We start from the raw sequence: 21,372 nt of genomic DNA, 5'->3' as shown, positions 1-21,372 counted from the left end.
GTAGCTGCGACGGCAGACACTGCGTCCGTCCATGAGCCGCGCCCCCCGACACGTCCGTCCGCGACAGCCACCTGCCAGACTTGACCCCATGAGCCTGCCCTTCGACAGCGCGTACCGGCACGGGTTCGCCCGCGTCGCCGCGTGCACGATCCCGGTGGAGATCGCCGACCCCGCCGCCAACGCCGACGCCGTGCTCGAGGCCGCGCGCGTGTGCGATGCCGACGCGGTCGCCGTCGCGGTCTTCCCCGAGCTGTGCCTGACCGGCTACGCGATCGACGACCTCGTCATGCAGGACCCCGTTCTCGACGCGGTCGTCGCCGCGATCGAGGGGCTGGTCGAGGCATCCGTCGATCTCCTCCCGGTGCTCGTCGTCGGCGCGCCGCTGCGCCACCGCAACCGCCTCTACAACTGCGCCGTCGTGATCCACCGCGGCGAGCTGCTGGGCGTCGCCCCGAAGTCGTACCTGCCGACCTACCGCGAGTTCTACGAGCGCCGCTGGTACGCGCCGGGCGACGACCAGGCGGGCCAGGACATCCGCGTCGGCGAGCTCGAGGCGCCGTTCGGACCCGACCTGCTGTTCGAGGCGCTCGACGTCCCCGGTCTCGTGGTGCACGCCGAGGTCTGCGAGGACGTGTGGGTGCCGATCCCGCCATCGTCGCGCGCGGCACTGGCGGGGGCCACGGTGCTGCTGAACCTCAGCGGCAGCCCGATCACGATCGCGCGCGCCGAGGATCGCAAGGACCTCTGCCAGTCGCAGTCGCTGCGCTGCCTCGCCGCCTACGCGTATGCCGCGGCGGGCGCGGGCGAGTCCACGAACGACCTCTCGTGGGACGGTCAGACCATGATCTACGAGGGCGGCAACCTGCTCGTCGAGACCGAGCGCTTCCCCGACGGTCCGCGCCGCTCGATCGCCGACGTCGACCTCGACCGCCTGCGCCAGGACCGCCTGCGCCAGGGCACCTTCGACGACAACCGCAGGGCGACGGGAGCGGATGCCTCGTTCCGCACCGTGCACTTCCGACTGGACCCGCCGCGCACCGACGTGGGCCTGCGCCGCACGCTCGACCGGTTCCCTTTCGTGCCCGACGACCCCGCCCGCCTCGCGCAGGACTGCTACGAGGCGTTCAACATCCAGGTCTCGGGGCTCGTCCAGCGCATGCGCGCGATCGGCGGCCCGAAGCCGGTGATCGGCGTGTCAGGCGGACTCGACTCGACCCATGCACTGCTCGTGGTCGCGCGCGCCATGGACCTCATGGGGCGCCCGCGCAGCGACATCCTCGCGTACACGATGCCCGGATTCGCAACGAGCGAGCACACGAAGTCCAACGCGATCGCCCTCGCCGAATCGGTCGGCGCCTCGATCGAGACGATCGACATCCGGCCGCTCGCGATCGAGATGCTCGAGCGTCTGGGGCACCCGTTCGCCGACGGCGAGCCCGTGCACGACATCACGTTCGAGAATGTGCAGGCGGGTCTGCGCACCGACTACCTCTTCCGCCTCGCGAACCACCACGGCGGCATGGTCATCGGCACCTCCGACCTGTCGGAGCTCGCCCTCGGCTGGGCGACCTACGGCGTCGGCGACCACATGAGCCACTACGCCGTCAACGCCGGCGTGCCGAAGACCCTCATCCAGCACGTGATCCGCTGGGTCATCTCGGAGCGCGAGGGCGTCGACGACCGCGAGGCCGAGGTGCTGCAGTCGGTGCTCGACACCGAGATCTCGCCCGAACTCGTGCCGATGGGCCAGGACGGCAAGATGCAGTCGACCGAGGACCGCATCGGCCCCTACGCGCTGCACGACTTCGCGCTGTTCCACATCCTGCGGTACGGGTTCCGTCCGTCGAAGATCGCCTACCTCGCCGCCCACGCGTGGGGCGATGCCCAGGCGGGCGCGTGGCCTCCCGGCTTCCCCGACGAGGACCGCTACGCCTACGACCTGCCCACGGTCGCGAAGTGGCTGCAGGTGTTCCTGAAGCGCTACTTCGCGTTCGCGCAGTTCAAGCGCTCCGCGATCCCCAACGGTCCGAAGGTCTCGCCGGCAGGTTCGCTGTCGCCGCGCGGCGACTGGCGCGCCCCGTCCGACGGCAACGCCCGCGTGTGGCTGGCGGAGCTGAAGGCCGCCCTCCCCGATCTCGTGAAGGACTGAGGATGAAGGATGCCGCGGCCCGCGGCATCCTTCCCTACGAAGTCCGTCCTCAGGCGGGCGCCTGCGTGTACGCCAGCGTGATGATCCAGCTGTCGCGGGACAGGTCCGCGAGCTTGTAGAAGACCTTGCGGTCGGGGATCCAGCCCTTCGTCAGGGGGCTGTCCAGGCGCACGTGATCGGCGGCGACGCGAGCACCCCGACCGTCGGCGTCGCGCACGGCCTGCACGCGGGTCCAGTGGGCGAGGAGCTTGTCGAGGTCGTTCTCGTCGAGCAGGTGCGAGTGCCGCTTCATGAGGTGCAGCTCGGCATCGTCGGGGTGAGCGTCCCGCAGATCGAGCCCGAGGGAGGCGTCCGCATCGGCGACCGCGACGACGGTGGCGGCGCGGAAGTTCACGTTGCGGATCTTCAGCGGCACCTCGGCGCCGCCGACCTCGGCGATCAGCTGGGTGTGGAACCCGAAGGTGCGGGGCGCCTCGCGCTCGACGCGCACGTCCTTCGGGTCGACACCGAGCTTCGTCGCGACGATCTCCTTGGCGAGCACGCGCTTGCGGTCGTGGTCCGAGAGCTTGGGGTCCCAGCCGAGCCGCGCCGTGATTCCTGCCGGAGTCTCGAGAAGCACCGATTGCATGATCCACCTCATTCTCCGCGGCCCATCCGCACCTCCATCCTGTCGCGCGGCCGAGCGGTGAGGAAGATCGCCACGCCACACCTCGTCAACCCCCTCCCGCGGCCGTGAGGCGATGGAAGTATGGGGCTCATGGCGAGGCGTGCGACGGTGATCGGCAGCGGCCCCAACGGGCTGTCGGCCGCGGTCGCGCTGGCGCGCGCCGGGTACGAGGTGCGCGTGCTCGAGGCCGCGGCGACCATCGGCGGCGGCGTCCGCACCGCGGCGCTCACCCTTCCCGGCTTCCGCCACGACGTGTGCTCGGCGGTACACCCCGCGGCGCTGTCGTCGCCCTTCTTCCGGGCGTTCGGCATCCACGAGCGAGTCGGCTGGATCCACCCGCTCGCCTCCTACGCGCAGCCGCTCGACGGCGGGCGCGCGGCGATCGCGTGGCGCGACATCGAGCGCACGGCCGATGCCCTCGGTCCCGACGGCCGCGCGTGGCGGGGCGTCCTGCGCCCTCTCAGCCGTCATCTCGGCGGGCTGGTGGACTTCACCGGGTCCCAGCTGCTGCGGTGGCCGCGGCATCCGATCACCACCGTCCGGTTCGGACTGCGCGCCCTGCAGCTCGGCACGCGCCTGGGCCGCGGCACCTTCCGCACCGAGGAGGCGAACGCGCTCCTCACGGGCGTGCTCGCGCACGCGAACACCCCGCTGCCCTCGCTCGGAGGGGCGGCGTCCGGGCTCTTCCTCGCGGCGCACGGGCACTCCGCCGACGGCTGGGCGTTCCCCCGCGGCGGCTCGCAGGCGATCGCGGACGCGCTCGTCGACGACCTGAAGGCGCACGGCGGCACCGTCGAGACCGGCACCCACGTGCAGTCCCTCGCGGGACTGGACTGGGGCGACCCGGACGCCGGCGACCTGCTCCTGCTCGACACCACGCCGCGGCTCCTCCTCACGCACCCCGACCTTCCCGCCCGGTACGCGAACGCGGTGCGGCAGTACCGGTACGGCCCGGCCGCCGCGAAGGTCGACTTCGCTCTCGACGGACCCGTGCCGTGGGCCCACCCAGACGTCGCCCTGGCCCCCACCGTGCACCTCGGCGGTACGCGGGAGGAGGTCGAGGCGAGCGAGAACGCGGTGGCGCGGGGCGGACTGACCGACCGGCCGTACGTCCTGACGGTGCAGCCGAGCGTGCTCGACGGCACGCGCGCCCCTGCCGGCAAGCACGTGCTGTGGGCGTACATCCACGTTCCGGCAGGGTCGACGTTCGACCCCACCGAAGCCGTCGTGCGGCAGGTCGAGCGCTTCGCCCCAGGATTCCGTCACCGCATCCTCGCGAGCCACGCGATGACCGCCGCCCAGCGCGCCGCGTACAACCCCGCCGACATCGGCGGCGACATCCTCGGCGGCGCCTTCACGTTCGCACAGGCGATCCGGCGCCCCGTCGTCTCGACGACGCCGTGGCGCACGCCGCTGCGCGGCGTGTATCTCGCGTCGGCGTCGACCCCGCCCGGACCCGGCGTCACCGGGATGCCGGGCTGGTACGCCGCGCGCCAGGCCCTGCACGATCGCGCGCGTCATCGCGGCGACCGCCTCGAGCTCGGGGATCTCTTCGGAGCGTGATCCCGTGGACGCCTTCGCCGCGGTCGACTTCGAGTTCGCTCGACAGGTGCTGCAGCGGGGCGTCGCGGCGCTGTTCGTCGTCGCGTTCGTGTCGTCGCTGAACCAGTTCCGCCCGCTCCTCGGCGAGCACGGGCTGCTGCCGGCGCCGGAACTCCTCGAGTGGGTGCGCACCTCGAAACGGGGACACCGATCCCCACGCCCTCTCCACGCGCCGCTGGCGCGTCGCGCGGAGCCTCGGGGCGCGTGGGCCCAGCTGCGCCCCACCCTCTTCCGACACCTCCGGTACACCGACCGCAGGCTCGCCGCCCTGTGCTGGGCGGGCATCGTGATCGCGGCCACGCTGGTCATCGGCCTCCCGCAGCTCGGTCCGCCGTGGGTGCCGATGCTGTGCTTCCTCGCGCTGTGGCTCGGCTACATGTCGATCACGTCGATCGGGCAGACCTTCTACGGATTCGGCTGGGAGATGCTGCTGCTCGAGGCCGGGTTCCTCGCGGCCTTCCTGGGGTCTGACGACCAGCCACCGCCGGTCGTCGTGATCGTGCTGTTCTGGTGGCTGGTCTTCCGGCTCGAGTTCGGCGCGGGCATGATCAAGATCCGCGGCGGCCGCGAGTGGCGCGACCTCACCGCGCTCACCTACCACCACGAGACGCAGCCGATGCCGGGGCCGCTCAGCCGGCAGGCGCACCTCCTCCCCCGCTGGTTCCACAAGGGCGAGGTGCTCGGCAACCACTTCGCGCAGCTGGTGGTGCCGTGGTTCCTGTTCGCGCCGCTCGTCGGACTGTTCGTGCCGGGGCCGGGGCCCGCCGTCGTCGGGGCGGTGGCGGCCGCGATCGTCATCGCGACGCAGGCCTGGCTCGTCGCCACCGGCAACTTCGCCTGGCTCAACTGGATGACGATCGTGCTCGCCTTCTCGGCGATCGGAGTGCCCCTTCGACAGGCTCAGGGACCGAGCCGAGCACCGGTCGCTGAGCCTGTCGAAGGGCCCGGGGTGATCGACGGGATCCCCGTGTACTGGCTCGTCGTCACGTGCGCGGTCGGCGTTTTGTACCTCGTGATCAGCTGGTGGCCGCTGCAGAATCTGTTCGCGCGGCGGCAGCTCATGAACGCCTCGTTCAACCGGTGGCAGCTCGCCAACGCCTACGGCGCATTCGGCACAGTCACGAAGGAGCGCATCGAGATCGTGGTCGAAGGCACGATGGACGACGACCCCGGCACGGCCACCTGGCACGAGTACGCCTTCAAGGGAAAGCCCGGCGACGTGCACCGCATCCCGCGGCAGTTCGCGCCGTACCACCTGCGCCTCGACTGGCTGATGTGGTTCCTCCCCCTCGGGCGGTCGCTCGACGACTGGTTCACCGCATTCCTGGTGCGGCTTCTGGAAGCGGATGCTGCGACCCTGCGCCTGCTCGCCCACGATCCGTTCGCGGGCGAGAAGCCGCGATGGGTGCGGGCGGTGTCATACCGCTACCGCTTCACGACGCGCGCGGAGTTCCGCGAGTCGCACGCCCGGTGGAAGCGCGACCGGCGGCGCCCGGTCATGGGACCGGCGTCTCTGCGCCGCTGACGGCGGCCTTGCGCTCGCGCGCGGTGCGGCGCGCGGTGAGGTCGACGATGGCCACCAGGAACGCGAGGGCGAGGAAGACCGCGACCGACAGCATCCCGAAGGCGTACGCGTCGTGGTACACGACGAGGCTGTCGTGGGAGCCGGACTCACGGTAGATCGCGGCGTAGAACAGCGACAGCGCGACCGCCGTGCCGACCGCCGCGCCGATGCGCTGGCCCAGCTGGCCGACGGAGCCGGCGAGGCCACCCTGCTTGACGGGGATGTCGCCGAGCGTGAGCGCCTGGTTGGGCGCGATCACGAGACCGCCGCCCGCCCCGCCGACGGTCATGACGGCGGCGGCGATGTAGGGGGTCCACGCGGGGTCGCTGTAGAGCGCCGCGAGCACCAGCCCGCCGACGCACAGCAGCATGCCGGCGAGACCCCACACCACGACCACGCGGCCGTGAGTGCTGACGAGGTTGCCGCCGATCCACGAGGTGACGGCGGAGGCCAGCGCGAACCCGATCGAGACCATCCCGGCGTACACCGGTGCGAGCCCGAGGCCGAGCTGCAGGAACAGCGTCGTGACGAGGAACATCGCCGGCGCCGCCGTGAAGTACGCCGTCTGCAGCAGCGTGCCGTTGCGGTACGACGTGATGCGGAAGAGGCCGAGCGGGATGAGCGGGTTGCGGCCGCGCTTCGCGTAGCGACGCTCCCACGCGATGAAGGCGGACGCGAACAGCGCGAAAGCGACGAGCAGCCACCACCGCGCCGGGTTGTCGGTCGGCGCGCCGGTGGTGAAGAGGAAGGGCCACATGAGCGAGATCACGCTCGCGCCGAACAGCAGCACACCGACCGGGTCGAGCTGCACCTTGCGCTGGGACCTCGTGCGGGTATCGGGGAGCAGCCAGAGCGCGAGGGCGATCGCGATGAGGCACAGCGGCACGTTCATCCAGAAGATGAGGCGCCAGCCGTTCGTCGGCCCGCCGAGGGCGATGAGCAGACCGCCGAGCGTGGGACCGAAGGCCGTCGCGATGCCGATCGTCGCGCCGAAGAGTCCGAAGGCGCGGGCACGCTCCTTGCCCTGGAACAGCTCCTGGGCCATGCCGAGCACCTGGGGCATCTGGATGCCCGCAGCGACGCCTTGCAGCAGTCGCCCGATCAGCAGGAGCTCGGCGGTCGGCGCGAGCGCGCACAGCACGCTCGTGACCGTGTAGAGCGAGAGGCCCACGACGAACAGCGTCCGCCGCGAGCGCTGGTCGCCCAGGCGGCCCATCGGCACGAGCACGAGCCCGAAGGTGAGGACGAACCCCGACACGATCAGCTGCAGCTGCGTCGAGCTCGCACCGAGCACCTCGCCGATCGACGGCAGCGCGACGTTGACCTTCGTCATGTCGAGGATGGTGATCGCCGCGACCGACACGCAGACCCAGAACGCGCGCCAGCGAGCTCCGTGCGAGAGGGGGATGACGGCGGTCGTGACCGGCACGGCGCGCGCGGTGCTCGAGGAACTCTGCGGCGCCGGCTGTGACTGTGACATCGTGCCCAGGCTAACCCCGTTTCGAAGAGCGGCGGGTGGAAACAAGGCCGCGCGGGAGATGATGGAAGGGTGAGACTCCTCGTCGCCGCCCTCGCCTCCGAGCTCGTCGCCTTCCCGGAAGACCTCGACGGATTCGACCGCCTCGTCACCGGCCCCGGCAAGCTGCAGGCGACCTACGCGCTCACCCGCGCGCTCGACGCGACCGCCTACGACGAGATCGTGGTGGTCGGCACGGCGGGGGCGATCGACGCCCGGCTCGACGCATCCGTCTACGAGATCTCGGCCGCCCTGCAGCACGACGTGACCGACATCGACGGCATCGTCGGCCAGCATGTGTCGCTGCCGGCGCGCGTCGAGCTCGACGGGGACGGCGTGACGATCGCCACCGGCGACCACTTCGTCGACGACTCCGAGGCCGTCGAGGTCATCCGTCCGCTCGGCGCCGGCCTCGTCGACATGGAGACGTACGCCTACATCTGGGTCGCGCAGCGGTTCGGCGTGCCGATCCGCGTACTCAAGGCCGTCTCAGATCGCGCCCAGGACGGCGCGATCACCGACTGGCGCACCGCCGTGACCGCCTGCAGCCACCAGCTGCGCGACCGGATCCGCGCGGACTACGGCGTCTGACCCCGACTCACGAGACCCACTGCGTCTTCGCCCACGTGATGTTCGCCAGTGTCGCCTGGCCCGACAGCGACGGGTGGAAGTAGTCGCGCGTCGAGATGTCGGACTTCACGAACGCATAGTTCGCGACCGCGTATCCGTCGAAGCGGCACTTCGGCGTGGCAGCGCAGGCGGCCTCCAGCACCTTGTTGAAATCGGTCACCCGCTGCTGCACCAGCGTGCGGCGCTGCACGTCGGGGGCCGCGCTGCTGCTCGGGTTGGCGAGCATCGACTGGCAGGTGCCGAGCAGCGACCAGGCGAGACGGGCAGACAGACTCGACCTGTTGATGTCGTAGAGGCGCTGCAGGCTCGGGATGCTCGCGACGAAGATCTCCGGCGCCCCGGCACTCGCGGCCAGGGTGGAGAGCGCCGCTTGCACGTTGGTGCGGAACGCGTCGACCGTCGTCATCTGCGCCACCGTCCGGGTGCAGGCGTCGATCGCGCCGATCTCGATCGTGACGTACTGGGCTCCCTGTCCGGCGGCCAGCTGCGCCTGGGCGGGGAGCGCCGACGATCCCGCGCCCGATTTGGCGTCGTTGAAGACGTTGACGAGGCCTGTCGACCCGGCCGCCCGCAATCTCAGCAGGTGCGAGTTGACCGACGTCGTGGACCCCGTGGACCAGCTGTTGGTCGGACACGACGTGAGACTCGAACACGTCATCGCCGCCTGCGTGATCGAGTCGCCCAGCGCGGCCATGCGAGTGATCGTCGCCGGCGCGGGTGCGGCGTGCGCGGCGGAGGCGGCACTGAGAGTGCCGGTGAGAAGGAGGGCGGATGCCGCGAACGCGGCGAGGGCGCGGCGCGCCCGAGAGGTGGAACGCATGTCGACTCCGTACGTCGTCGTTACGAGAGGGCGCGGCGAACGGCCGCGGCCGGACGAGCGCCGGCGGTCGGGCGGGATCGCGAATCCCCCAGGAAGCGATCTGCCGCGAACGATACACCCGTGCATCGCCCCGGCGACAGTGGGAGAAGACCCACCCTGTGCCGCACAGGCCGGGCGCGGAGTCCGCTGCTCAGACGCGGGCGGCCGCGTCCTGCCGGATGACGCTCGGCCCGGAAGGGGTCGCCTCGACCGCGAGCTGCGCGGGCAGCTGCTCCTTCATCGCGGCCACATGGCTGATGACACCCACGGTGCGCCCGCCCTGCCGCAGCTCGTCGAGGGTGCGCATGGCGAGGTCGAGGGTCTCCTCGTCGAGCGAGCCGAAGCCCTCGTCGACGAACAGGGTGTCGAGTCGCACACCGCCGGCGCGGGCGGTGACCACTTCGGCGAGCCCGAGGGCGAGCGCGAGCGACGCGAGGAACGTCTCGCCGCCCGACAGCGACTGGGCCGGACGGGATTGGCCGGTGAAGGCGTCCATGATCTCGAGGCCGAGGCCGGAGGCGGCGCCGCGCGCGGCCCGCGCATCGGTGTGCTGCAGCCGGTATCGCCCCGACGACATGTCGCCGAGGCGCAGGTTCGCGGCGGCCACGATCTCTTCGAGCTCGGCGGCGAGCACGAACGTCTCGAGGTCCATCTTCATCGTGTTGGGGGCGCGCCCGGCGACCGTGTCGGCGAGCCGGGCGATGGCTGCGGCATCTGCGGCCCGGGCGGCGACGCCGGCGTACGCCTGGTCGATCTGCATCGCGAGATCGCGGAGTCCCGCCACCAGCGTGCGGGCGTCGCTCTCCGCGCGGAGCGCGTCGGTGCGTGCCGCGTCGGCGGCCGTGAGCGCGGCCTGCGACGCCTCGGTGTCGACGCGCTCGGTCGGCGCGCCCGCGAGCTCGAGCTCGAGCTCGAGCATCCGTGCTCGCGCCGCGCCGAGCTGCGTGTCGTGCGCCGAGACCCGCTCGGCGAGGGTTTCCACGTCGCGAGGTGCGGCAAGCGCGGCGCTCGCCTCGGCCGCATCGGCGAACACGGATGCTGCGACCCGCTCTTCGACGTCGGTGCGCGCCTGCACGGCCAGCGTCGCCGCGCGGTGCGCCTCGGCGCGGGCGTCGACCGCCGCGCGGCCCGCGTCGCGCATCGAGGTCGCGTGAGCGACGCGGTCGGCGACGCTCGCGTGCTCGCCGCGCGCCGCATCGACCGCCTCGCGCGCAGCTGCGACCCGCTCCTCCAGCGCCGCGATCCGGGTGCGTGCCTCGGCGAGTCGCTCCGTCAGGGACGCGCGGGATGCCTCAGCCTCGAGGTCGAGCGCCGCCAGCTCGGTGCGCCGGGCCGCGAGTGCGTCGCGGCGCTCGACGGCGCGCTCGGCGGCGGCCAGGTCGGCGGTGGCAGCGGTCAGCTGCTCGCGGAGCGCATCGACGCCTTCGCCGCCGGCGCGTGCGGCTGCCGCGCCATGGCGTTCCCGCGCGGCCTTGGCGGCGTCAGCCGCGGTGCGCTCGTGCGCGGCCGCCGCGTCGCGCTCGGTTTCGGCAGCCGCGAGGAGCTCGTCGGTCACCGGCTCGTCGGCCGGCGCGGCCGGTGACGGATGCGCCGTCGCACCGCACACGGCGCAGGGCTCGCCCTCGACGAGCGTGGTGGCGAGCTCGCCCGCGTAGCCATCGAGGCGGAGCTGCAGGAGTGCGGCGACCCTCGCAGCGGCGGCAGCGGTGGCCGCGGCCGCGTCGCGGTGGACGATCTCGGCGTCGCGCTGGGCGGCGGCGAGCCCTTCTGCCTCGATCGCAGCCGCAAGGCGCGCGCTGAGCTCGCCGTGGCGCACGTGCGCGGGATCGCGACGGGACGCCGCCGCGCGCTCGGTCTCGAGTTCCGTATCGATGCGCTCGAGCTCGGCCGGCACCAGCGCCCGCTGTGCATCGAGGGCGACGACATCCGCCTCGAGCCGTGCCACCTCCGCGGCGGCAGCCGTCTTCCGCGTCTCGCCATCGGCCAGGGCGGCTTCCTGTGCGAGGGCCGCGGTCCACACGGCCAGCTCGCCCGTGAGGCGCTCGACCACCGCGGCGAGATCGCCGGCGGCCGCGTCATCGGTGCCCGCGACCGCACGCGCCCATGCAGCGTCGGCGGACGCGGCCAGCTCAGCCGTCGTCGCCGCACTGCGCTCGGCTCGGCCGGCCGTCTCGAGTGGTGCGCGCAGCACCTCTGCCGAGCGCGCCCGGGTCAGTCGCCGACGGTCGTCGGCGATCCGCGGGCCGACCTCTTCGAGCACGGCGAGCCGGTTCCGAGCGCGGTCGAGCTCGGCCTGCGCCTTCGCGAGCGCGACCCGCTCAGCGTGTGCAGCCTCCGCGACGGTGCGGGCGTCGTCCGCAGCGGCGCGCTCGCGGGTCAGTGTGTCGAGGCGGTACGACGCACGCTGCTGCCCCAGATCGACGGCCGCGCGCCGCGCGGCCAGGTCGAGCGGAGCCTCGCCCTGGGCCTCCTCGGCCGGCACCAGCTCGTGCGCCGCGATCAGGCGCTCCGCCTGATCGAGCAGGGTGCGGGCCCGCTCCCCGAGCGCGTCGAGCTCGTGCTGCGCCGCCTTGCTGCGCTCACCCAGCTCGCGCGCGTACTCCTCGTAGCGACGCGTGCCGAACAGGGCCCGCAGCAGCGACTGCCGCTCGGTGCCGGAGGCGAGGAGGAACTTCGAGAACCGGTTCTGCGCGAGCAGGATCACCTGCTGGAACTGCTGTGCGTTGAGCCCGAGCACCTCGTCGAGGAACAGACCGACGTCGCGGGGTTTCGCCGCGCGGCCGATCCACGTGCCCTCGACGCGCTCTTCGAGCTCGGCGCGCGTCGGCTCGGTGGTGAGCCCGCCGCCGCGGCGCGCCGGCCGCTGGTACTCCGGGGCACGGGTGACGCGCCAGCGGCGGTCGCCGACGGTGAACTCGAGGCGGACCTCGGTGGGATCCTCGGGTGCGCAGTGGTCGCTGCGCAGGCGCTTGTCGCCCGTCTCGTAGCGGGGCACGCTTCCGTACAGCGCGAAGCAGACGCCGTCGAGGATGCTCGATTTGCCCGCGCCGGTGCGTCCGGCGATGAGGAAGATGCCGTCGTGCTCGAACGACTCGAAGTCGACGCTCTGCGTCTCGCGAAACGGTCCGAAGCCGGTGAGCTCGAGGTGGTGCAGCCTCACGCGGTCGCCTCCACCCGCGCGCGCTGCTCCAGCAGCTCGCCGACGAGCTCAGCCTCACGGATCGACGCGCCTTCTCCCTCGCGCACATGGGAGAGGAAGGCGTCGACGAGCTCGGCGTCGTTGCGCGCGGAGCGCACGCGCTCGGCATAGGTGCGTGCGTCGTCGATGCGCGTCGCGACCGGAGCGTGACGCACCTCGGCGCAGAAAGGGAATCGGGCGAGCAGTCGCCGCATCGGGTCGCGCTGCGGCAGCGGATCGGTGTATTCGGCGCGCACCCAGTCGTCAGCGTGAGTCGCGAAGCGATCGTCGGTGAGCAGCTCGTCCAGCGTCGCGGTCAGCGTGGTGAGGGCGCGCGGCACCGGCAGCGGCAGCCACTCCACGTCGTCGAGTCCGTCGGCGCCGAGCTCGACGAGCCACGACCCGCGCGGCTTGTGCCCCTCGTCGAAGCTGTAGTGAAGGGGCGCCCCGGCGTATCGCACGCGCGGCGAGAGCTGCTGACGCCCGTGGATGTGGCCGAGGGCCATGTAGTCCACGCCGTCGAAGGTGGACAGCGGAACGATGTCGAGCCCGCCCTGCTGGATGTCGCGCTCGAGGTGCGGCGTCGGCTCGACCCCCGCCGCGAAGCAGTGCGCGACCGCGATCGAGCGCGCGCCCCGGGCCGCAGCATCCGTCCGCACCAGGTCCATCGCGTGCGCGAGCACGTCGGCCTGAGTGCGCACGCCGGGCCAGGCACCGCGCAGGAGCACGGGCTCGAGGTACGGGATGCCGTACACGTGCACGGGGCCGTGCTCGTCGTGGACGGTGACCGGGGCGCCGATGGTGGCGGGATCGGTGATGACGTGGACGCCGTCGCGGAGGAGGCCCGATTGGAAGCCGAGCCGGGCCGCCGAGTCGTGGTTGCCGCTCGTGACGACAACGGTGGCACCCGCATCGGCCAGGCCGCGCAGCGCGTCGGTCAGGAGCGTGTACGCGCCCGCCGCGGGGGTCGCGGAGTCGAACACGTCGCCCGCGATGATCACGAGGTCGACGCCGCGCCCCGCCACCTGCGCGACCAGCGCCTCGAGCACACCGCGCAGCGCATCGAGCGTCGAGTGGCCGTGGAACGACCGCCCGATGTGCCAGTCCGAGGTGTGCAGGATCCGCATGCTCATCACGGTACGTTCGGCCCCTGACATCGCCCGCGAGGCAGGCCGCGGACCCGCGAACCACCGGGGTTTCCGCGTCCTCCGGCGGTGCACCCTCCCTTCGGTCCTCCGGCGGACGTATCGTGGAACATGGCGCACAACGCAGACACCGCTCCGCGATCCACCGTGGTCGCGCTCGTCGGGGCCGACAGCGACGAACTGCTGACCGGTCTCGCCGATGTTCCCGCGCTCGTCGCGCTGTCGCTCCGTGAGGCCGAGCCGGCCGTCGCCGCGCACCTCGTCGCCTCGGTCTCGATGCCGTACGTCGTCCACGACGCCGATCCGCTCGAGCACGTCGCGTCGGCCTGGGTCGAGCTGTACGAGGAGCGCGCCACGCTCGGCTCCCTCGAGGCGGAGGTCGGGGCGCTCCTGTCGCTGTTCGCGTCGGGCGAGGCCGTCATGCCCGACTACTACGTCGTCGCCGGACCGGAGGCGATCGAGGGCACGTGGCGGCACTGGTGGCTCGGCGCGCTCGCCCACCACGCGCCGTCGCGCGTGCTTCCGGTCGAGGCATCCGGCACCGCCCTGCGGGCGAGGCTGCGCACACTGCCCGCCTCACGGCCGTGGCCCGAGCCCGAGGCCTGGCTGCCGCGGGTGCAGTTCGACATCCCCGATCGCGTTGGCCTGCGCGATCAGCCTGGCGCCGCCTGATCCATGACGGACGTCGAGAGATTCGCGCACGCCGGCGCGACGCTCGTCGCCGAGCGGCGCGGGCGCGGTGAGCACGTGTACGTCCTCATCCACGGCATCGGCATGGGTCGCAGCGTCTTCACCGACCTCGAGCGTCATCTGGGCGACGGCGAGGTCGTCGCGTTCGACCTCCCCGGCTACGGCGAGGCCCCGGAACCGCGCCGCGTGCTCACGATCGAGCGGACCGCCGATCTCGTCGCCGCCTACCTCGGGGCCCGCGTGCGCAGTCCCGCCGTCCTCATCGGGCACTCGATGGGTGCGCAGGTCGCGCTCGAGGTCGCCGTGCGCCACCCCGCGCTCGCCGACCGCATCGTGCTCATCGGACCGACCGTCGACCCCGCGGCGCGGACGGCACCCCGGCAGCTGTGGCGGCTCCTGCGCGACATCGCCGTCGAGAGCCCGGTGGTGATCGCGCGCGGCGCCCGGGAGTACGTGCGAGCCGGGCCGCGGCTGCGCGCGAAGTTCCGCGCGATGCTCCGGCACCGTCCTGAGGACGTGCTGCCGCGCGTGCGGATGCCGGCGCTGGTGCTGCGCGGCGAGGACGACATCGTCGCACCGCAGCAGTGGTGCCGACGGGTCGCCGACGCGCTGCCCGACGGCCGGCTGGCAGAGGTGGCCGGGCACGGTCACGAGACGATGATCCGGGATGCGGCACCCGCCGCGCGAGTCATCCGCGAGTTCGCCGGATCGGCGTGACGACGGCTCACGACTGCCTGGTCTCGCCGGAATCCTGCCATCCCCGCCGCAGCCGGCAATGTCGGAACCCCCGCGTAGGTTTCACACTGTCGGAACCAACGGAGGAAACCATGTTCGCTGTATACGCCGCCGAACAGCAGTACCGCCACGACACCTGGTCGCGAGACCACGAGCACGCGCTCCTCGCCTCCATCCGCGAGCGGAAGACCGCTGTCGCCCCGCACCGCCCGGCCCGCGTCATCGCCCGCCCGCAGCGCGTCGCGTGGGCTCGGCCGATCGGGTTGCACGTCTCGGAGCACGACCCCGCGGTCTGCGCCGTCGCGTAGCCGACGACGGTCAGGGCGTGCGCGGGTCCGCGGGAGCGGGCCCGCGCGCCGCCCCGGCGGCCTGCTGGGCCGCGCGGTCCTTCGCCACGGCGTCGCCGATCATCTGACCCCCGCTGCGCAGGAGGGCGCGACGCCAGGGCAGGGTGCCCTCGATCTCGATCTGGATCGAGATCGACAGGATGGTCCGGATCAGCACGATGAGGCCCAGGATGGCCGCGTCCTCGAGCGACGGCTTCGAGGTGATCGTGCGGATGAGGTCCGCGGCGACGAGCACCTCGAGTCCGAGGAGGATCGCGGCGCCGAGGGTCGTCCGCAGCGTCGTGAACGCGGCCTGACCGCCCTCGTGGCGCGCGAGCGAACGCGCGCCCAGAACGAGCGCGATCACGAAGCCCACGATCATGGCGGCGGCGCCGATCGCTTCGAAGCCGACGGCGACGACGGTGAACACTGCCTCCATGTGCACGCGCCCAGCCTAGGGCCGGGCGCGTGCACATCGGTGACGGAATCGCGGTGTCAGCTCGTGGGCTCCCGGCGAGGGCGTGCCGGATCGTCGGTGTCGCCGACCGACACCTGTCGGGCGAGCTCCTCGATGTCGTTCTCCGGCAGTTCGATGCCGGACTGCGTGAGCCGCTGACGCAGCACGTGCGCGATCTCCTCGAAGGGATGGGTGCCGATGTCCTGGCGCGTCTGCGCGACGATGCCCGCCACCTTGTCGATGTCGGAGGCGTTGTTCTGCGCCATCGCTGGCAGCCGCTGCTCCTGCTCGGTCCCGAGGGCGCCGGGCGTGCGCTGCGCCTCCCCCGCCGTCTGGGTGTCGCGGGCGCCGTCCTGGCCGCGGTGGTCGATGCCGTCATCCACGATCCCGATGCCGATCGCCTCGTGGCTCGGCGGCGGTGGCGCCGGCGCCGCGGGCTCGACATCGGCCTGACCCGGGTCTCCCGTCGCGGATGGGGCATCCGTCGCGTCCGGCGCCGGCTCGCCCAGCGTGGGCGGGGCCGCAGGCGACTCATCGCGCACCGATTCCCCCGGCGCCGGCGTTCCGCCCGCACCCGCTGCGTCCTCTCGGTCGGGGTAGTTGACCCCGGGCTGCTCGTACTCGTTGCCGGTCGTGCTCATCACGGTTCTTCCCCTCTTCCGCTGTCGGTCGCAAGGTCGGGATCGGCGCCCTGCCGCGCCACCTCCCCCTCGACGGGGTCGTCGGGGTGCAGGGCAGCATCCGTCAGCAGGTCGGCCTCGCTCACCGCCGCGGTGCGCTCCCGCGACTCGGTGTCGTCCACCTGCTCCCAGCCGCCGGGCGGGTCGGCGTTCACGACGCCGTCGGGCAGGTCCTGGCTTCTCGCTCGATCGCGATCCATGGCGTGCTCCTCTCGTCCTCCCCCAGCCTCCGTCGCGTGGACGCACGGCGACATGGGGTTGACAAGGAATGCCGACGGTGTCGGCGGGGCACGCGGGAACTACGGACGGGGATTCAGGATGCCGCGGCGCGACGGGTTCGCATCGAACCAGTCCGCGACATACCAGCACACCGGGATGACCTTGCGGTCGCCGCGCTCCTCGAGCTCTTCGACCGCCCGTTCGACGAGCTCGCCGGCGTACCCGTGGCCCCGGAAGGTCGGAACGGTGTAGGCGCGGGTCATGGCCACCGTGCGTCCGTCGTCGCGGTAGTCGAGTACGCTCACCAGGTCGTCGCCGCGGTGCAGGGTGTACCGCGAGGCGTCGGGCTCTTTCGTGAAGCGGAGGTCGGTCACGCCGTCAGGCTACGCCCGCGGCGCCGGGGCGGGACCCGTCTCCCGGTATGTCGCAGTGATCGCCCAGCTGAGACTCGGTCTCACCCGACGTGGGACTGAGCAATCTGTCACATTCCGAAACGATCTGGGCCCAGAACCCGTGCGATTTGACGTTTTTGGACAAAGTCGGTAATAATCGGGCACATGACTGACAACGCGCTGTATCTGTCCGCCCGGGAGGCGAACAGGACTGCCGGCATGATGATGGCCGGTCGCGTTGCCATGTGTTGTCGAATGTGCCACTAGCACGGTGACCCCCGTCGGACTCCTCCTCCGCTTCTGAACACGGATCGTACGGAGTCCCCCGAAGCACCGGTTTCGTGCGTCGATCACGCGCACCCGGACCCGCTTCGCACACCGCCCAACGTCGGGCACAGGCCTCACCCGGCCTACGGCCTTTCTCGCCACCGACGACCAGGGCCGCAGCACATCATTCAACCCGGTTTCCGCCACCCCGGGTTCCTCCCGCAAGGACCATCATCATGTCGACCACCGCTCTCCTCGACCGTCCCACCACCACCGCCGCCCCCGTCCGCCACCTCCGCGCCGTGAATCACCCCGTCGCGGTCGAGGCGCCCACGGCGCCGGCCCCCGAGCCCGCACAGCCGGCCGGGCGCGCTCTCCCCGCCGGCACGGCGCCGCGCGGCTTCGCCCTCTACGTCGGCATCGACGAGGCCAAGGCCGCCGCCTCCGGCGTCAACCTCGGCGTGCTCGTCGACGCCCTGCGCCGCACGCTCGCCGAGCTGGCACCCTCCGCCGAGACCTACGCCACCGTCGCGCTCGCGCCGGTCGGCTCGGGCGGCCGCGACGTCGACGTCGTGCGCCTCGCGCTGCACGAGCCGTCGGCGGTCGCCCGCACCAAGCAGGAGGAGCCCGAGGACGAAGAGCCCGCGTCGGGCGGCGTCGTCGTCGACATCTCGCGCAAGCGCGTGCTCATCGACGGGGAGTCCGCCGCCTTCACGTTCAAGGAGTTCGAGCTGCTGCAGTACCTCGTGCTCCGCGAGGGCCGCACGATCGAGCGCACCGAGCTGGTGACCTCGCTCTGGCAGGGCGCGACCGACGACGACGCCCCGGGCGAGCGCACCATCGACGTGCACGTCCGTCGCCTGCGCGCCAAGCTGGGCCGCTACGAAGACATCGTGCGCACGGTGCGCGGCGTCGGCTACCGCTTCGACCGTCACGCCGACGTCGTCATCCGCTACGGCCACGGCACCCCGTCGCCCGACCGCTTCTGATCGAGGCTCCTCCGGCGGCGATGTCGGAGGCGTCGGCGTAGGGTGGGCGGCATGACCACCTCGCTCTCGCGCATTCCTCGGACGAGGGATGCCGAGCGCTTCGGTCCGCGCGCGATGACACGCGATCCCCGGCCCGGTCATGGCCGGCCGCTCGAGACGGAGTACCGGCCGCGGCATCCGCTCGACCTCCGGCGCACCGTGCTGTATCAGCGACGCGGAGCCGGCGACCCGACGATGGCGGTCTCGGACGCGGTCATCTGGCGGGTGAGCCGTACGCCGGGCGGCATCGCGACGCTCGCGATCCGCGAGACGCATCCGGGCGTGATCCGCGGCGCGGCCTGGGGTCCGGGCAGCGAGTGGGCGCTCGCGCAGCTTCCTGCGCTGTGCGGTGCGGACGACGAGTCGGGCGACTTCGACGCGTCCCGGCATCCGCTCATCGCCGACGCCCACCACCGCAACCCCGGCCTGCGCCTCTCGCGCACCGATCTCGTGTTCGACGCCCTGGTGAGCGCGATCTTCGAGCAGAAGGTCACCGGCATGCAGGCGTTCGGCGCGTGGCGGCGCGTCGTGACGTGGTGCGGCGAGCGCGCCCCCGGTCCGACGCCGGCGCCCATGTTCGCGCCGCCGACGATCGACGGATGGCAGCACGTCCCCTCGTCGGTGTGGCACCGCGCGGGGCTCGAACCGCCGCAGTCGAAGACCGTCGTGCGCGCCGCCCGCCGAGGCGATGCGATCGCGGGGGCCGTGCTCGCCGCCCAGGACGGCGAGGCCGTCGACCGAGTGCTCGTGAGCCAGCCCGGCATCGGTCCCTGGACCTCCGCCGAGACCCGCATCCGGGCACTCGGCGACACCGATGCCGTGAGCGTCGGCGACTATCACGTGGCGCACGAGGTGGGCTATGCGCTGACCGGCCACCGCACGGACGACGAGGGGATGCTGCGGCTCCTGGCCGCGTGGCCGGGTCAGCGTCAGCGCGTCATCCGCCTGATCGGCGCGAGCGGTGTGCGAGAGCCCCGGCGTGGCGCGCGCCTGCACCCCGAGGACCACCGCGACCGCTGACTCTCCGCGCGTCCGCGTCGCGGTCGCCGCGTCCGCCGACAGGATGGACGCATGATCGAGTCTCTCCACGGCCTGCCGGACGGCGTCATCGGGTTCCGCGCCGTCGGCGCCGTCGACGCATCGGACTACGTCGGGTCTCTCGACCCGGCCATCGACGCGGCGGTCGACGCCGGTCGCAAGGTCAACCTGGTCTACGTCCTCGGCGACGAGTTCGAACGCTACTCGCTCGGCGCCCTCTGGCAGGACGCCAAGCTCGAGGGCAAGCCGGCCCACGTGTGGGGGCGCATCGCGCTCGTCACCGATCACAGCCTGATCGGCGAGGTGATCCACGGGATCTCGTTCCTGTTCCCCTGCGAGCTGCGCATCTTCGCTGTGTCGGCGCTCGACGACGCGATCGCGTGGGCGGCAGAAGGGCCCAAGGAGAACTGACGTCGCGGACTCCCTTGTGGATGTCGGAGGTCAGGGCGACACTGGGACGCGCCACGCGGCCGGGCGCGGCATCCACCACCCATCTCAGGAGTTCGACATGCCCAGCCTCAACCCGTATCTCTCCTTCAGGAACGAAGCCCGTGAGGCGATGACCTTCTACCAAAGCGTGTTCGGGGGCGACCTCGACATCTCGACGTTCGGCGAGTACGAGGGGATGGTGCAGGACCCCGCCGAGAACGACCTCGTGATGCACGCGCAGCTCACCAGCCCCGACGGCTTCATCCTCATGGGCTCCGACACGCCCACCGGAATGAACTACGAGAAGCCGGCCGGCGTCTCCGTCTCGGTCAGCGGTGACGACGAGTCCTCGCTGCAGGGCTTCTGGGACAAGCTCGCCGACGGCGGCACCATCACGATGCCGTACGACACCCCGCCGTGGGGCGGCAAGTTCGGCATGCTCACCGACCGCTTCGGCATCGACTGGATGGTCGCGGTCAACGCCCAGCAGGCGTGAGACCGGAGCGCGGACCCCGGCAGGAGCCGGGGTCCGCGCGTGCTCGACGCAGGGGGCGAGCGATCAGGCGTAGGCGCTGTCGTCGACGGGCGACGGCGCCGGGCCGAGTGCTTCGAGCTCTGTCCACGCCTCGTCGGGAATCGGCGTCGCGGCGAGCTCGTCGAGCTGCGCGAGACGCTGCGCCGACGAGATGCCGACGACGGTCGAGTCGACCAGCGGCGACCGCAGCGAGAAGTGCAGCGCCACCGCCGGGAGGCTGACGCCGAACGAGGCGGCCACACGCTCGAGGCGCGACACCCACTCCTGGAGTTCGGGTGTCGCCGGACGGTAACCGTACATCGCCCCTTCGCGCGTGCCGGTGGCGAGGATGCCGGCACCGAACGGCGCCGCGTTGAACACCGTCATGCCGCGCTCGCGCGCATCGGCGAAGACCGGCGCGGCGGAGTGGTCGACGACCGTGAAGCGGTTGTGGATGAGCACGGCGTCGAACACGCCGGTCTCGACGTAGCGGGCCATCATCCCGACCGGTCCCGCGGCCACGCCGATCGCGTCGACGCGACCCGACTCGCGCAGCTCGATGAGTCCCTCGACCGCTCCGCCGCGGCCCATCGCCTCGTCGAAGGTCACGGTGTAGGGATCATGCAGGTGCAGCAGCGGCAGACGGTCGACGCCGAGGCGCGTCGTCGTCTCTTCGAACGAGCGCAGGACGCGGTCGCGGTCGAAGGCACCGGTCTCGGGATCGCTATCGACCTTCGAGATGACGCGGGTGGCGGCATCCGTTCCCTTCCGTGCGAGCGCGAGGCCCAGCACCGCCTCGGACCGCCCGCCGGCGTAGTTGTTCGAGGTGTCGATGAAGGCGTGGCTGCTGTCGAACAGCTGCTCCGCGAATCGGACGGCGGCGTCCTCTTCGGGTGAACCGGGCTCGGTGTCGCGGCCGAGAGGCGACGTGCCGAGGGTGAGCGGGCTGACGTTGAGGGTCATGGCGTCCGTTCCGTATGGGGTGATCCTTCCAACCTACCGAGAGGCTCCGGGCCGCAGGCCGCCCATGGGCTCCGCCGCGGCCCCTAGGCTTTCGACATGACCACGACGCGGAAGGGCTGGACGCGCGGCCACTCGGGCTGGGCGCTCGGCACAGCCCTCATGTTCACGCTGGGGATCGTCTTCGGACTCATCTGGGGCAACGTGCTGCTGGGCGTGGTGCTCGCCGCCGCGGTCTCGATCGGCTGGCTCATGGCGTACGAGTCCTGGCGCGGTCGCAGCGTCGGGCTCGAGGATCGCGACGACGACGGGGCCCAGCTGTAGGGT

At 72.1% G+C, this 21,372-nt stretch carries 22 protein-coding genes; 12 read left to right on the top strand and 10 right to left on the bottom strand.

From position 1 onward, the window contains the following. Positions 1 to 88 precede the first annotated feature (88 nt). Complete coding sequence (locus ACFC1K_RS06295) at positions 89 to 2,149, top strand: NAD(+) synthase (protein ID WP_375870906.1); 2,061 nt, start codon at positions 89 to 91, stop codon at positions 2,147 to 2,149. Between the two features lie 49 nt (positions 2,150 to 2,198). Here the strand turns inward: ACFC1K_RS06295 and ACFC1K_RS06290 are convergent, their stop codons facing one another. After that, the gene (locus ACFC1K_RS06290) at positions 2,199 to 2,777 is read right to left on the bottom strand and encodes a hypothetical protein (protein WP_310285391.1); all 579 of its coding nucleotides are present in this window, start codon (positions 2,775 to 2,777) and stop codon (positions 2,199 to 2,201) included. 129 nt (positions 2,778 to 2,906) lie between these two features. Here ACFC1K_RS06290 and ACFC1K_RS06285 point away from each other — a divergent pair, with 129 nt between their 5' ends. Together ACFC1K_RS06285 and ACFC1K_RS06280 are read left to right on the top strand one after the other, a co-directional pair. Beyond that, positions 2,907 to 4,379, top strand: coding sequence for a phytoene desaturase family protein (locus ACFC1K_RS06285; RefSeq protein ID WP_375870905.1), 1,473 nt, complete (start codon positions 2,907 to 2,909; stop codon positions 4,377 to 4,379). Between the two features lie 4 nt (positions 4,380 to 4,383). After that, positions 4,384 to 5,943 carry a lipase maturation factor family protein gene (locus ACFC1K_RS06280; protein ID WP_375870904.1) on the top strand — a complete coding sequence of 520 codons (1,560 nt, stop codon included), beginning with the start codon at positions 4,384 to 4,386 and terminating at the stop codon, positions 5,941 to 5,943. Here ACFC1K_RS06280 and ACFC1K_RS06275 read toward each other — a convergent pair. Beyond that, positions 5,915 to 7,462: an MFS transporter gene (locus ACFC1K_RS06275; protein ID WP_375870903.1), complete on the bottom strand. Its 1,548-nt coding sequence runs from the start codon at positions 7,460 to 7,462 to the stop codon at positions 5,915 to 5,917. The genes ACFC1K_RS06280 and ACFC1K_RS06275 overlap by 29 nt on opposite strands. 69 nt (positions 7,463 to 7,531) lie before the next feature. On the opposite strand from ACFC1K_RS06275, the gene ACFC1K_RS06270 reads away from it, so the two are divergent. After that, positions 7,532 to 8,089 carry a nucleoside phosphorylase gene (locus ACFC1K_RS06270; RefSeq protein WP_310285397.1) on the top strand — a complete coding sequence of 186 codons (558 nt, stop codon included), beginning with the start codon at positions 7,532 to 7,534 and terminating at the stop codon, positions 8,087 to 8,089. Between the two features lie 7 nt (positions 8,090 to 8,096). Here ACFC1K_RS06270 and ACFC1K_RS06265 read toward each other — a convergent pair whose 3' ends face one another. The 3 genes from ACFC1K_RS06265 to ACFC1K_RS06255 form a co-directional block, all read right to left on the bottom strand. Then, positions 8,097 to 8,948 (bottom strand): SGNH/GDSL hydrolase family protein, encoded by an 852-nt coding sequence (locus ACFC1K_RS06265; protein WP_375870902.1) that lies wholly within the window; start codon positions 8,946 to 8,948, stop codon positions 8,097 to 8,099. Between the two features lie 190 nt (positions 8,949 to 9,138). Further along, a complete protein-coding gene (locus tag ACFC1K_RS06260) occupies positions 9,139 to 12,147 on the bottom strand; it encodes an AAA family ATPase (RefSeq protein ID WP_375870901.1) in 3,009 nt (1,002 codons plus the stop codon). Then, positions 12,144 to 13,292, bottom strand: a complete 1,149-nt coding sequence (locus ACFC1K_RS06255) for an exonuclease SbcCD subunit D (protein ID WP_375870900.1) — start codon at positions 13,290 to 13,292, stop codon at positions 12,144 to 12,146. The genes ACFC1K_RS06260 and ACFC1K_RS06255 overlap by 4 nt, the downstream gene beginning before the upstream one ends. A 129-nt stretch (positions 13,293 to 13,421) precedes the next feature. On the opposite strand from ACFC1K_RS06255, the gene ACFC1K_RS06250 reads away from it, so the two are divergent. The 3 genes from ACFC1K_RS06250 to ACFC1K_RS06240 all read left to right on the top strand — a co-directional run bounded on the left by ACFC1K_RS06250 (position 13,422) and on the right by ACFC1K_RS06240 (position 15,043). Further along, complete coding sequence (locus ACFC1K_RS06250) at positions 13,422 to 13,982, top strand: hypothetical protein (protein WP_310285402.1); 561 nt, start codon at positions 13,422 to 13,424, stop codon at positions 13,980 to 13,982. 3 nt (positions 13,983 to 13,985) lie between these two features. Next, on the top strand, positions 13,986 to 14,717 hold the full coding sequence (locus ACFC1K_RS06245; protein WP_375870899.1) for an alpha/beta fold hydrolase: 732 nt from the start codon (positions 13,986 to 13,988) through the stop codon (positions 14,715 to 14,717). Between the two features lie 110 nt (positions 14,718 to 14,827). Then, positions 14,828 to 15,043 carry a hypothetical protein gene (locus ACFC1K_RS06240; protein ID WP_375870898.1) on the top strand — a complete coding sequence of 72 codons (216 nt, stop codon included), beginning with the start codon at positions 14,828 to 14,830 and terminating at the stop codon, positions 15,041 to 15,043. A gap of 10 nt (positions 15,044 to 15,053) precedes the next feature. Here the strand turns inward: ACFC1K_RS06240 and ACFC1K_RS06235 are convergent, their stop codons facing one another. From ACFC1K_RS06235 to ACFC1K_RS06220, 4 genes are all read right to left on the bottom strand, one after another. Continuing rightward, positions 15,054 to 15,500: a DUF1622 domain-containing protein gene (locus tag ACFC1K_RS06235; RefSeq protein ID WP_375871157.1), complete on the bottom strand. Its 447-nt coding sequence runs from the start codon at positions 15,498 to 15,500 to the stop codon at positions 15,054 to 15,056. Positions 15,501 to 15,556: 56 nt separating this feature from the next. Next, on the bottom strand, positions 15,557 to 16,159 hold the full coding sequence (locus tag ACFC1K_RS06230; protein ID WP_375870897.1) for a hypothetical protein: 603 nt from the start codon (positions 16,157 to 16,159) through the stop codon (positions 15,557 to 15,559). Continuing rightward, the gene (locus ACFC1K_RS06225; protein WP_375870896.1) at positions 16,159 to 16,398 is read right to left on the bottom strand and encodes a hypothetical protein; all 240 of its coding nucleotides are present in this window, start codon (positions 16,396 to 16,398) and stop codon (positions 16,159 to 16,161) included. The genes ACFC1K_RS06230 and ACFC1K_RS06225 overlap by 1 nt, the downstream gene beginning before the upstream one ends. A 99-nt stretch (positions 16,399 to 16,497) precedes the next feature. Then, complete coding sequence (locus ACFC1K_RS06220) at positions 16,498 to 16,791, bottom strand: GNAT family N-acetyltransferase (RefSeq protein ID WP_310285409.1); 294 nt, start codon at positions 16,789 to 16,791, stop codon at positions 16,498 to 16,500. 521 nt (positions 16,792 to 17,312) lie between these two features. On the opposite strand from ACFC1K_RS06220, the gene ACFC1K_RS06215 reads away from it, so the two are divergent. The 4 genes from ACFC1K_RS06215 to ACFC1K_RS06200 all read left to right on the top strand — a co-directional run bounded on the left by ACFC1K_RS06215 (position 17,313) and on the right by ACFC1K_RS06200 (position 20,067). Then, positions 17,313 to 18,065, top strand: a complete 753-nt coding sequence (locus tag ACFC1K_RS06215; RefSeq protein ID WP_310285411.1) for a winged helix-turn-helix domain-containing protein — start codon at positions 17,313 to 17,315, stop codon at positions 18,063 to 18,065. Between the two features lie 51 nt (positions 18,066 to 18,116). Then, positions 18,117 to 19,124: a DNA-3-methyladenine glycosylase family protein gene (locus tag ACFC1K_RS06210; protein ID WP_375870895.1), complete on the top strand. Its 1,008-nt coding sequence runs from the start codon at positions 18,117 to 18,119 to the stop codon at positions 19,122 to 19,124. Between the two features lie 51 nt (positions 19,125 to 19,175). Continuing rightward, a complete protein-coding gene (locus tag ACFC1K_RS06205) occupies positions 19,176 to 19,553 on the top strand; it encodes an STAS/SEC14 domain-containing protein (RefSeq protein ID WP_375870894.1) in 378 nt (125 codons plus the stop codon). Positions 19,554 to 19,650: 97 nt separating this feature from the next. Further along, positions 19,651 to 20,067: a VOC family protein gene (locus tag ACFC1K_RS06200; protein ID WP_310285417.1), complete on the top strand. Its 417-nt coding sequence runs from the start codon at positions 19,651 to 19,653 to the stop codon at positions 20,065 to 20,067. A 63-nt stretch (positions 20,068 to 20,130) separates the two neighbouring features. Here ACFC1K_RS06200 and ACFC1K_RS06195 read toward each other — a convergent pair whose 3' ends face one another. Beyond that, positions 20,131 to 21,048 (bottom strand): aldo/keto reductase, encoded by a 918-nt coding sequence (locus tag ACFC1K_RS06195; RefSeq protein ID WP_375870893.1) that lies wholly within the window; start codon positions 21,046 to 21,048, stop codon positions 20,131 to 20,133. Between the two features lie 96 nt (positions 21,049 to 21,144). Between ACFC1K_RS06195 and ACFC1K_RS06190 the strand changes: the two genes are divergently transcribed. Then, the gene (locus ACFC1K_RS06190; RefSeq protein ID WP_056368759.1) at positions 21,145 to 21,369 is read left to right on the top strand and encodes a hypothetical protein; all 225 of its coding nucleotides are present in this window, start codon (positions 21,145 to 21,147) and stop codon (positions 21,367 to 21,369) included. Positions 21,370 to 21,372 lie beyond the last annotated feature (3 nt).

Origin of the sequence: Microbacterium sp. NPDC056057 (assembly GCF_042266945.1) — a bacterium.
GTDB classification, from domain to species: domain Bacteria; phylum Actinomycetota; class Actinomycetes; order Actinomycetales; family Microbacteriaceae; genus Microbacterium; species Microbacterium trichothecenolyticum_C.
Note: the sequence above shows the minus strand (reverse complement) of the source record. Positions and strands in the feature narration are given on the sequence as shown.

Coding starts and splice junctions, on each gene's coding strand:
- ACFC1K_RS06295 (WP_375870906.1), top strand. CDS start 89: ATGAGCCTGCCCTTCGACAGCGCGTACCGGCACGGGTTCGCCCGCGTC.
- ACFC1K_RS06290 (WP_310285391.1), bottom strand. CDS start 2,777: ATGCAATCGGTGCTTCTCGAGACTCCGGCAGGAATCACGGCGCGGCTC.
- ACFC1K_RS06285 (WP_375870905.1), top strand. CDS start 2,907: ATGGCGAGGCGTGCGACGGTGATCGGCAGCGGCCCCAACGGGCTGTCG.
- ACFC1K_RS06275 (WP_375870903.1), bottom strand. CDS start 7,462: ATGTCACAGTCACAGCCGGCGCCGCAGAGTTCCTCGAGCACCGCGCGC.
- ACFC1K_RS06265 (WP_375870902.1), bottom strand. CDS start 8,948: ATGCGTTCCACCTCTCGGGCGCGCCGCGCCCTCGCCGCGTTCGCGGCA.
- ACFC1K_RS06255 (WP_375870900.1), bottom strand. CDS start 13,292: ATGCGGATCCTGCACACCTCGGACTGGCACATCGGGCGGTCGTTCCAC.
- ACFC1K_RS06250 (WP_310285402.1), top strand. CDS start 13,422: ATGGCGCACAACGCAGACACCGCTCCGCGATCCACCGTGGTCGCGCTC.
- ACFC1K_RS06245 (WP_375870899.1), top strand. CDS start 13,986: ATGACGGACGTCGAGAGATTCGCGCACGCCGGCGCGACGCTCGTCGCC.
- ACFC1K_RS06240 (WP_375870898.1), top strand. CDS start 14,828: ATGTTCGCTGTATACGCCGCCGAACAGCAGTACCGCCACGACACCTGG.
- ACFC1K_RS06235 (WP_375871157.1), bottom strand. CDS start 15,500: ATGGAGGCAGTGTTCACCGTCGTCGCCGTCGGCTTCGAAGCGATCGGC.
- ACFC1K_RS06230 (WP_375870897.1), bottom strand. CDS start 16,159: ATGAGCACGACCGGCAACGAGTACGAGCAGCCCGGGGTCAACTACCCC.
- ACFC1K_RS06225 (WP_375870896.1), bottom strand. CDS start 16,398: ATGGATCGCGATCGAGCGAGAAGCCAGGACCTGCCCGACGGCGTCGTG.
- ACFC1K_RS06215 (WP_310285411.1), top strand. CDS start 17,313: ATGTCGACCACCGCTCTCCTCGACCGTCCCACCACCACCGCCGCCCCC.
- ACFC1K_RS06210 (WP_375870895.1), top strand. CDS start 18,117: ATGACCACCTCGCTCTCGCGCATTCCTCGGACGAGGGATGCCGAGCGC.
- ACFC1K_RS06205 (WP_375870894.1), top strand. CDS start 19,176: ATGATCGAGTCTCTCCACGGCCTGCCGGACGGCGTCATCGGGTTCCGC.
- ACFC1K_RS06200 (WP_310285417.1), top strand. CDS start 19,651: ATGCCCAGCCTCAACCCGTATCTCTCCTTCAGGAACGAAGCCCGTGAG.
- ACFC1K_RS06195 (WP_375870893.1), bottom strand. CDS start 21,048: ATGACCCTCAACGTCAGCCCGCTCACCCTCGGCACGTCGCCTCTCGGC.
- ACFC1K_RS06190 (WP_056368759.1), top strand. CDS start 21,145: ATGACCACGACGCGGAAGGGCTGGACGCGCGGCCACTCGGGCTGGGCG.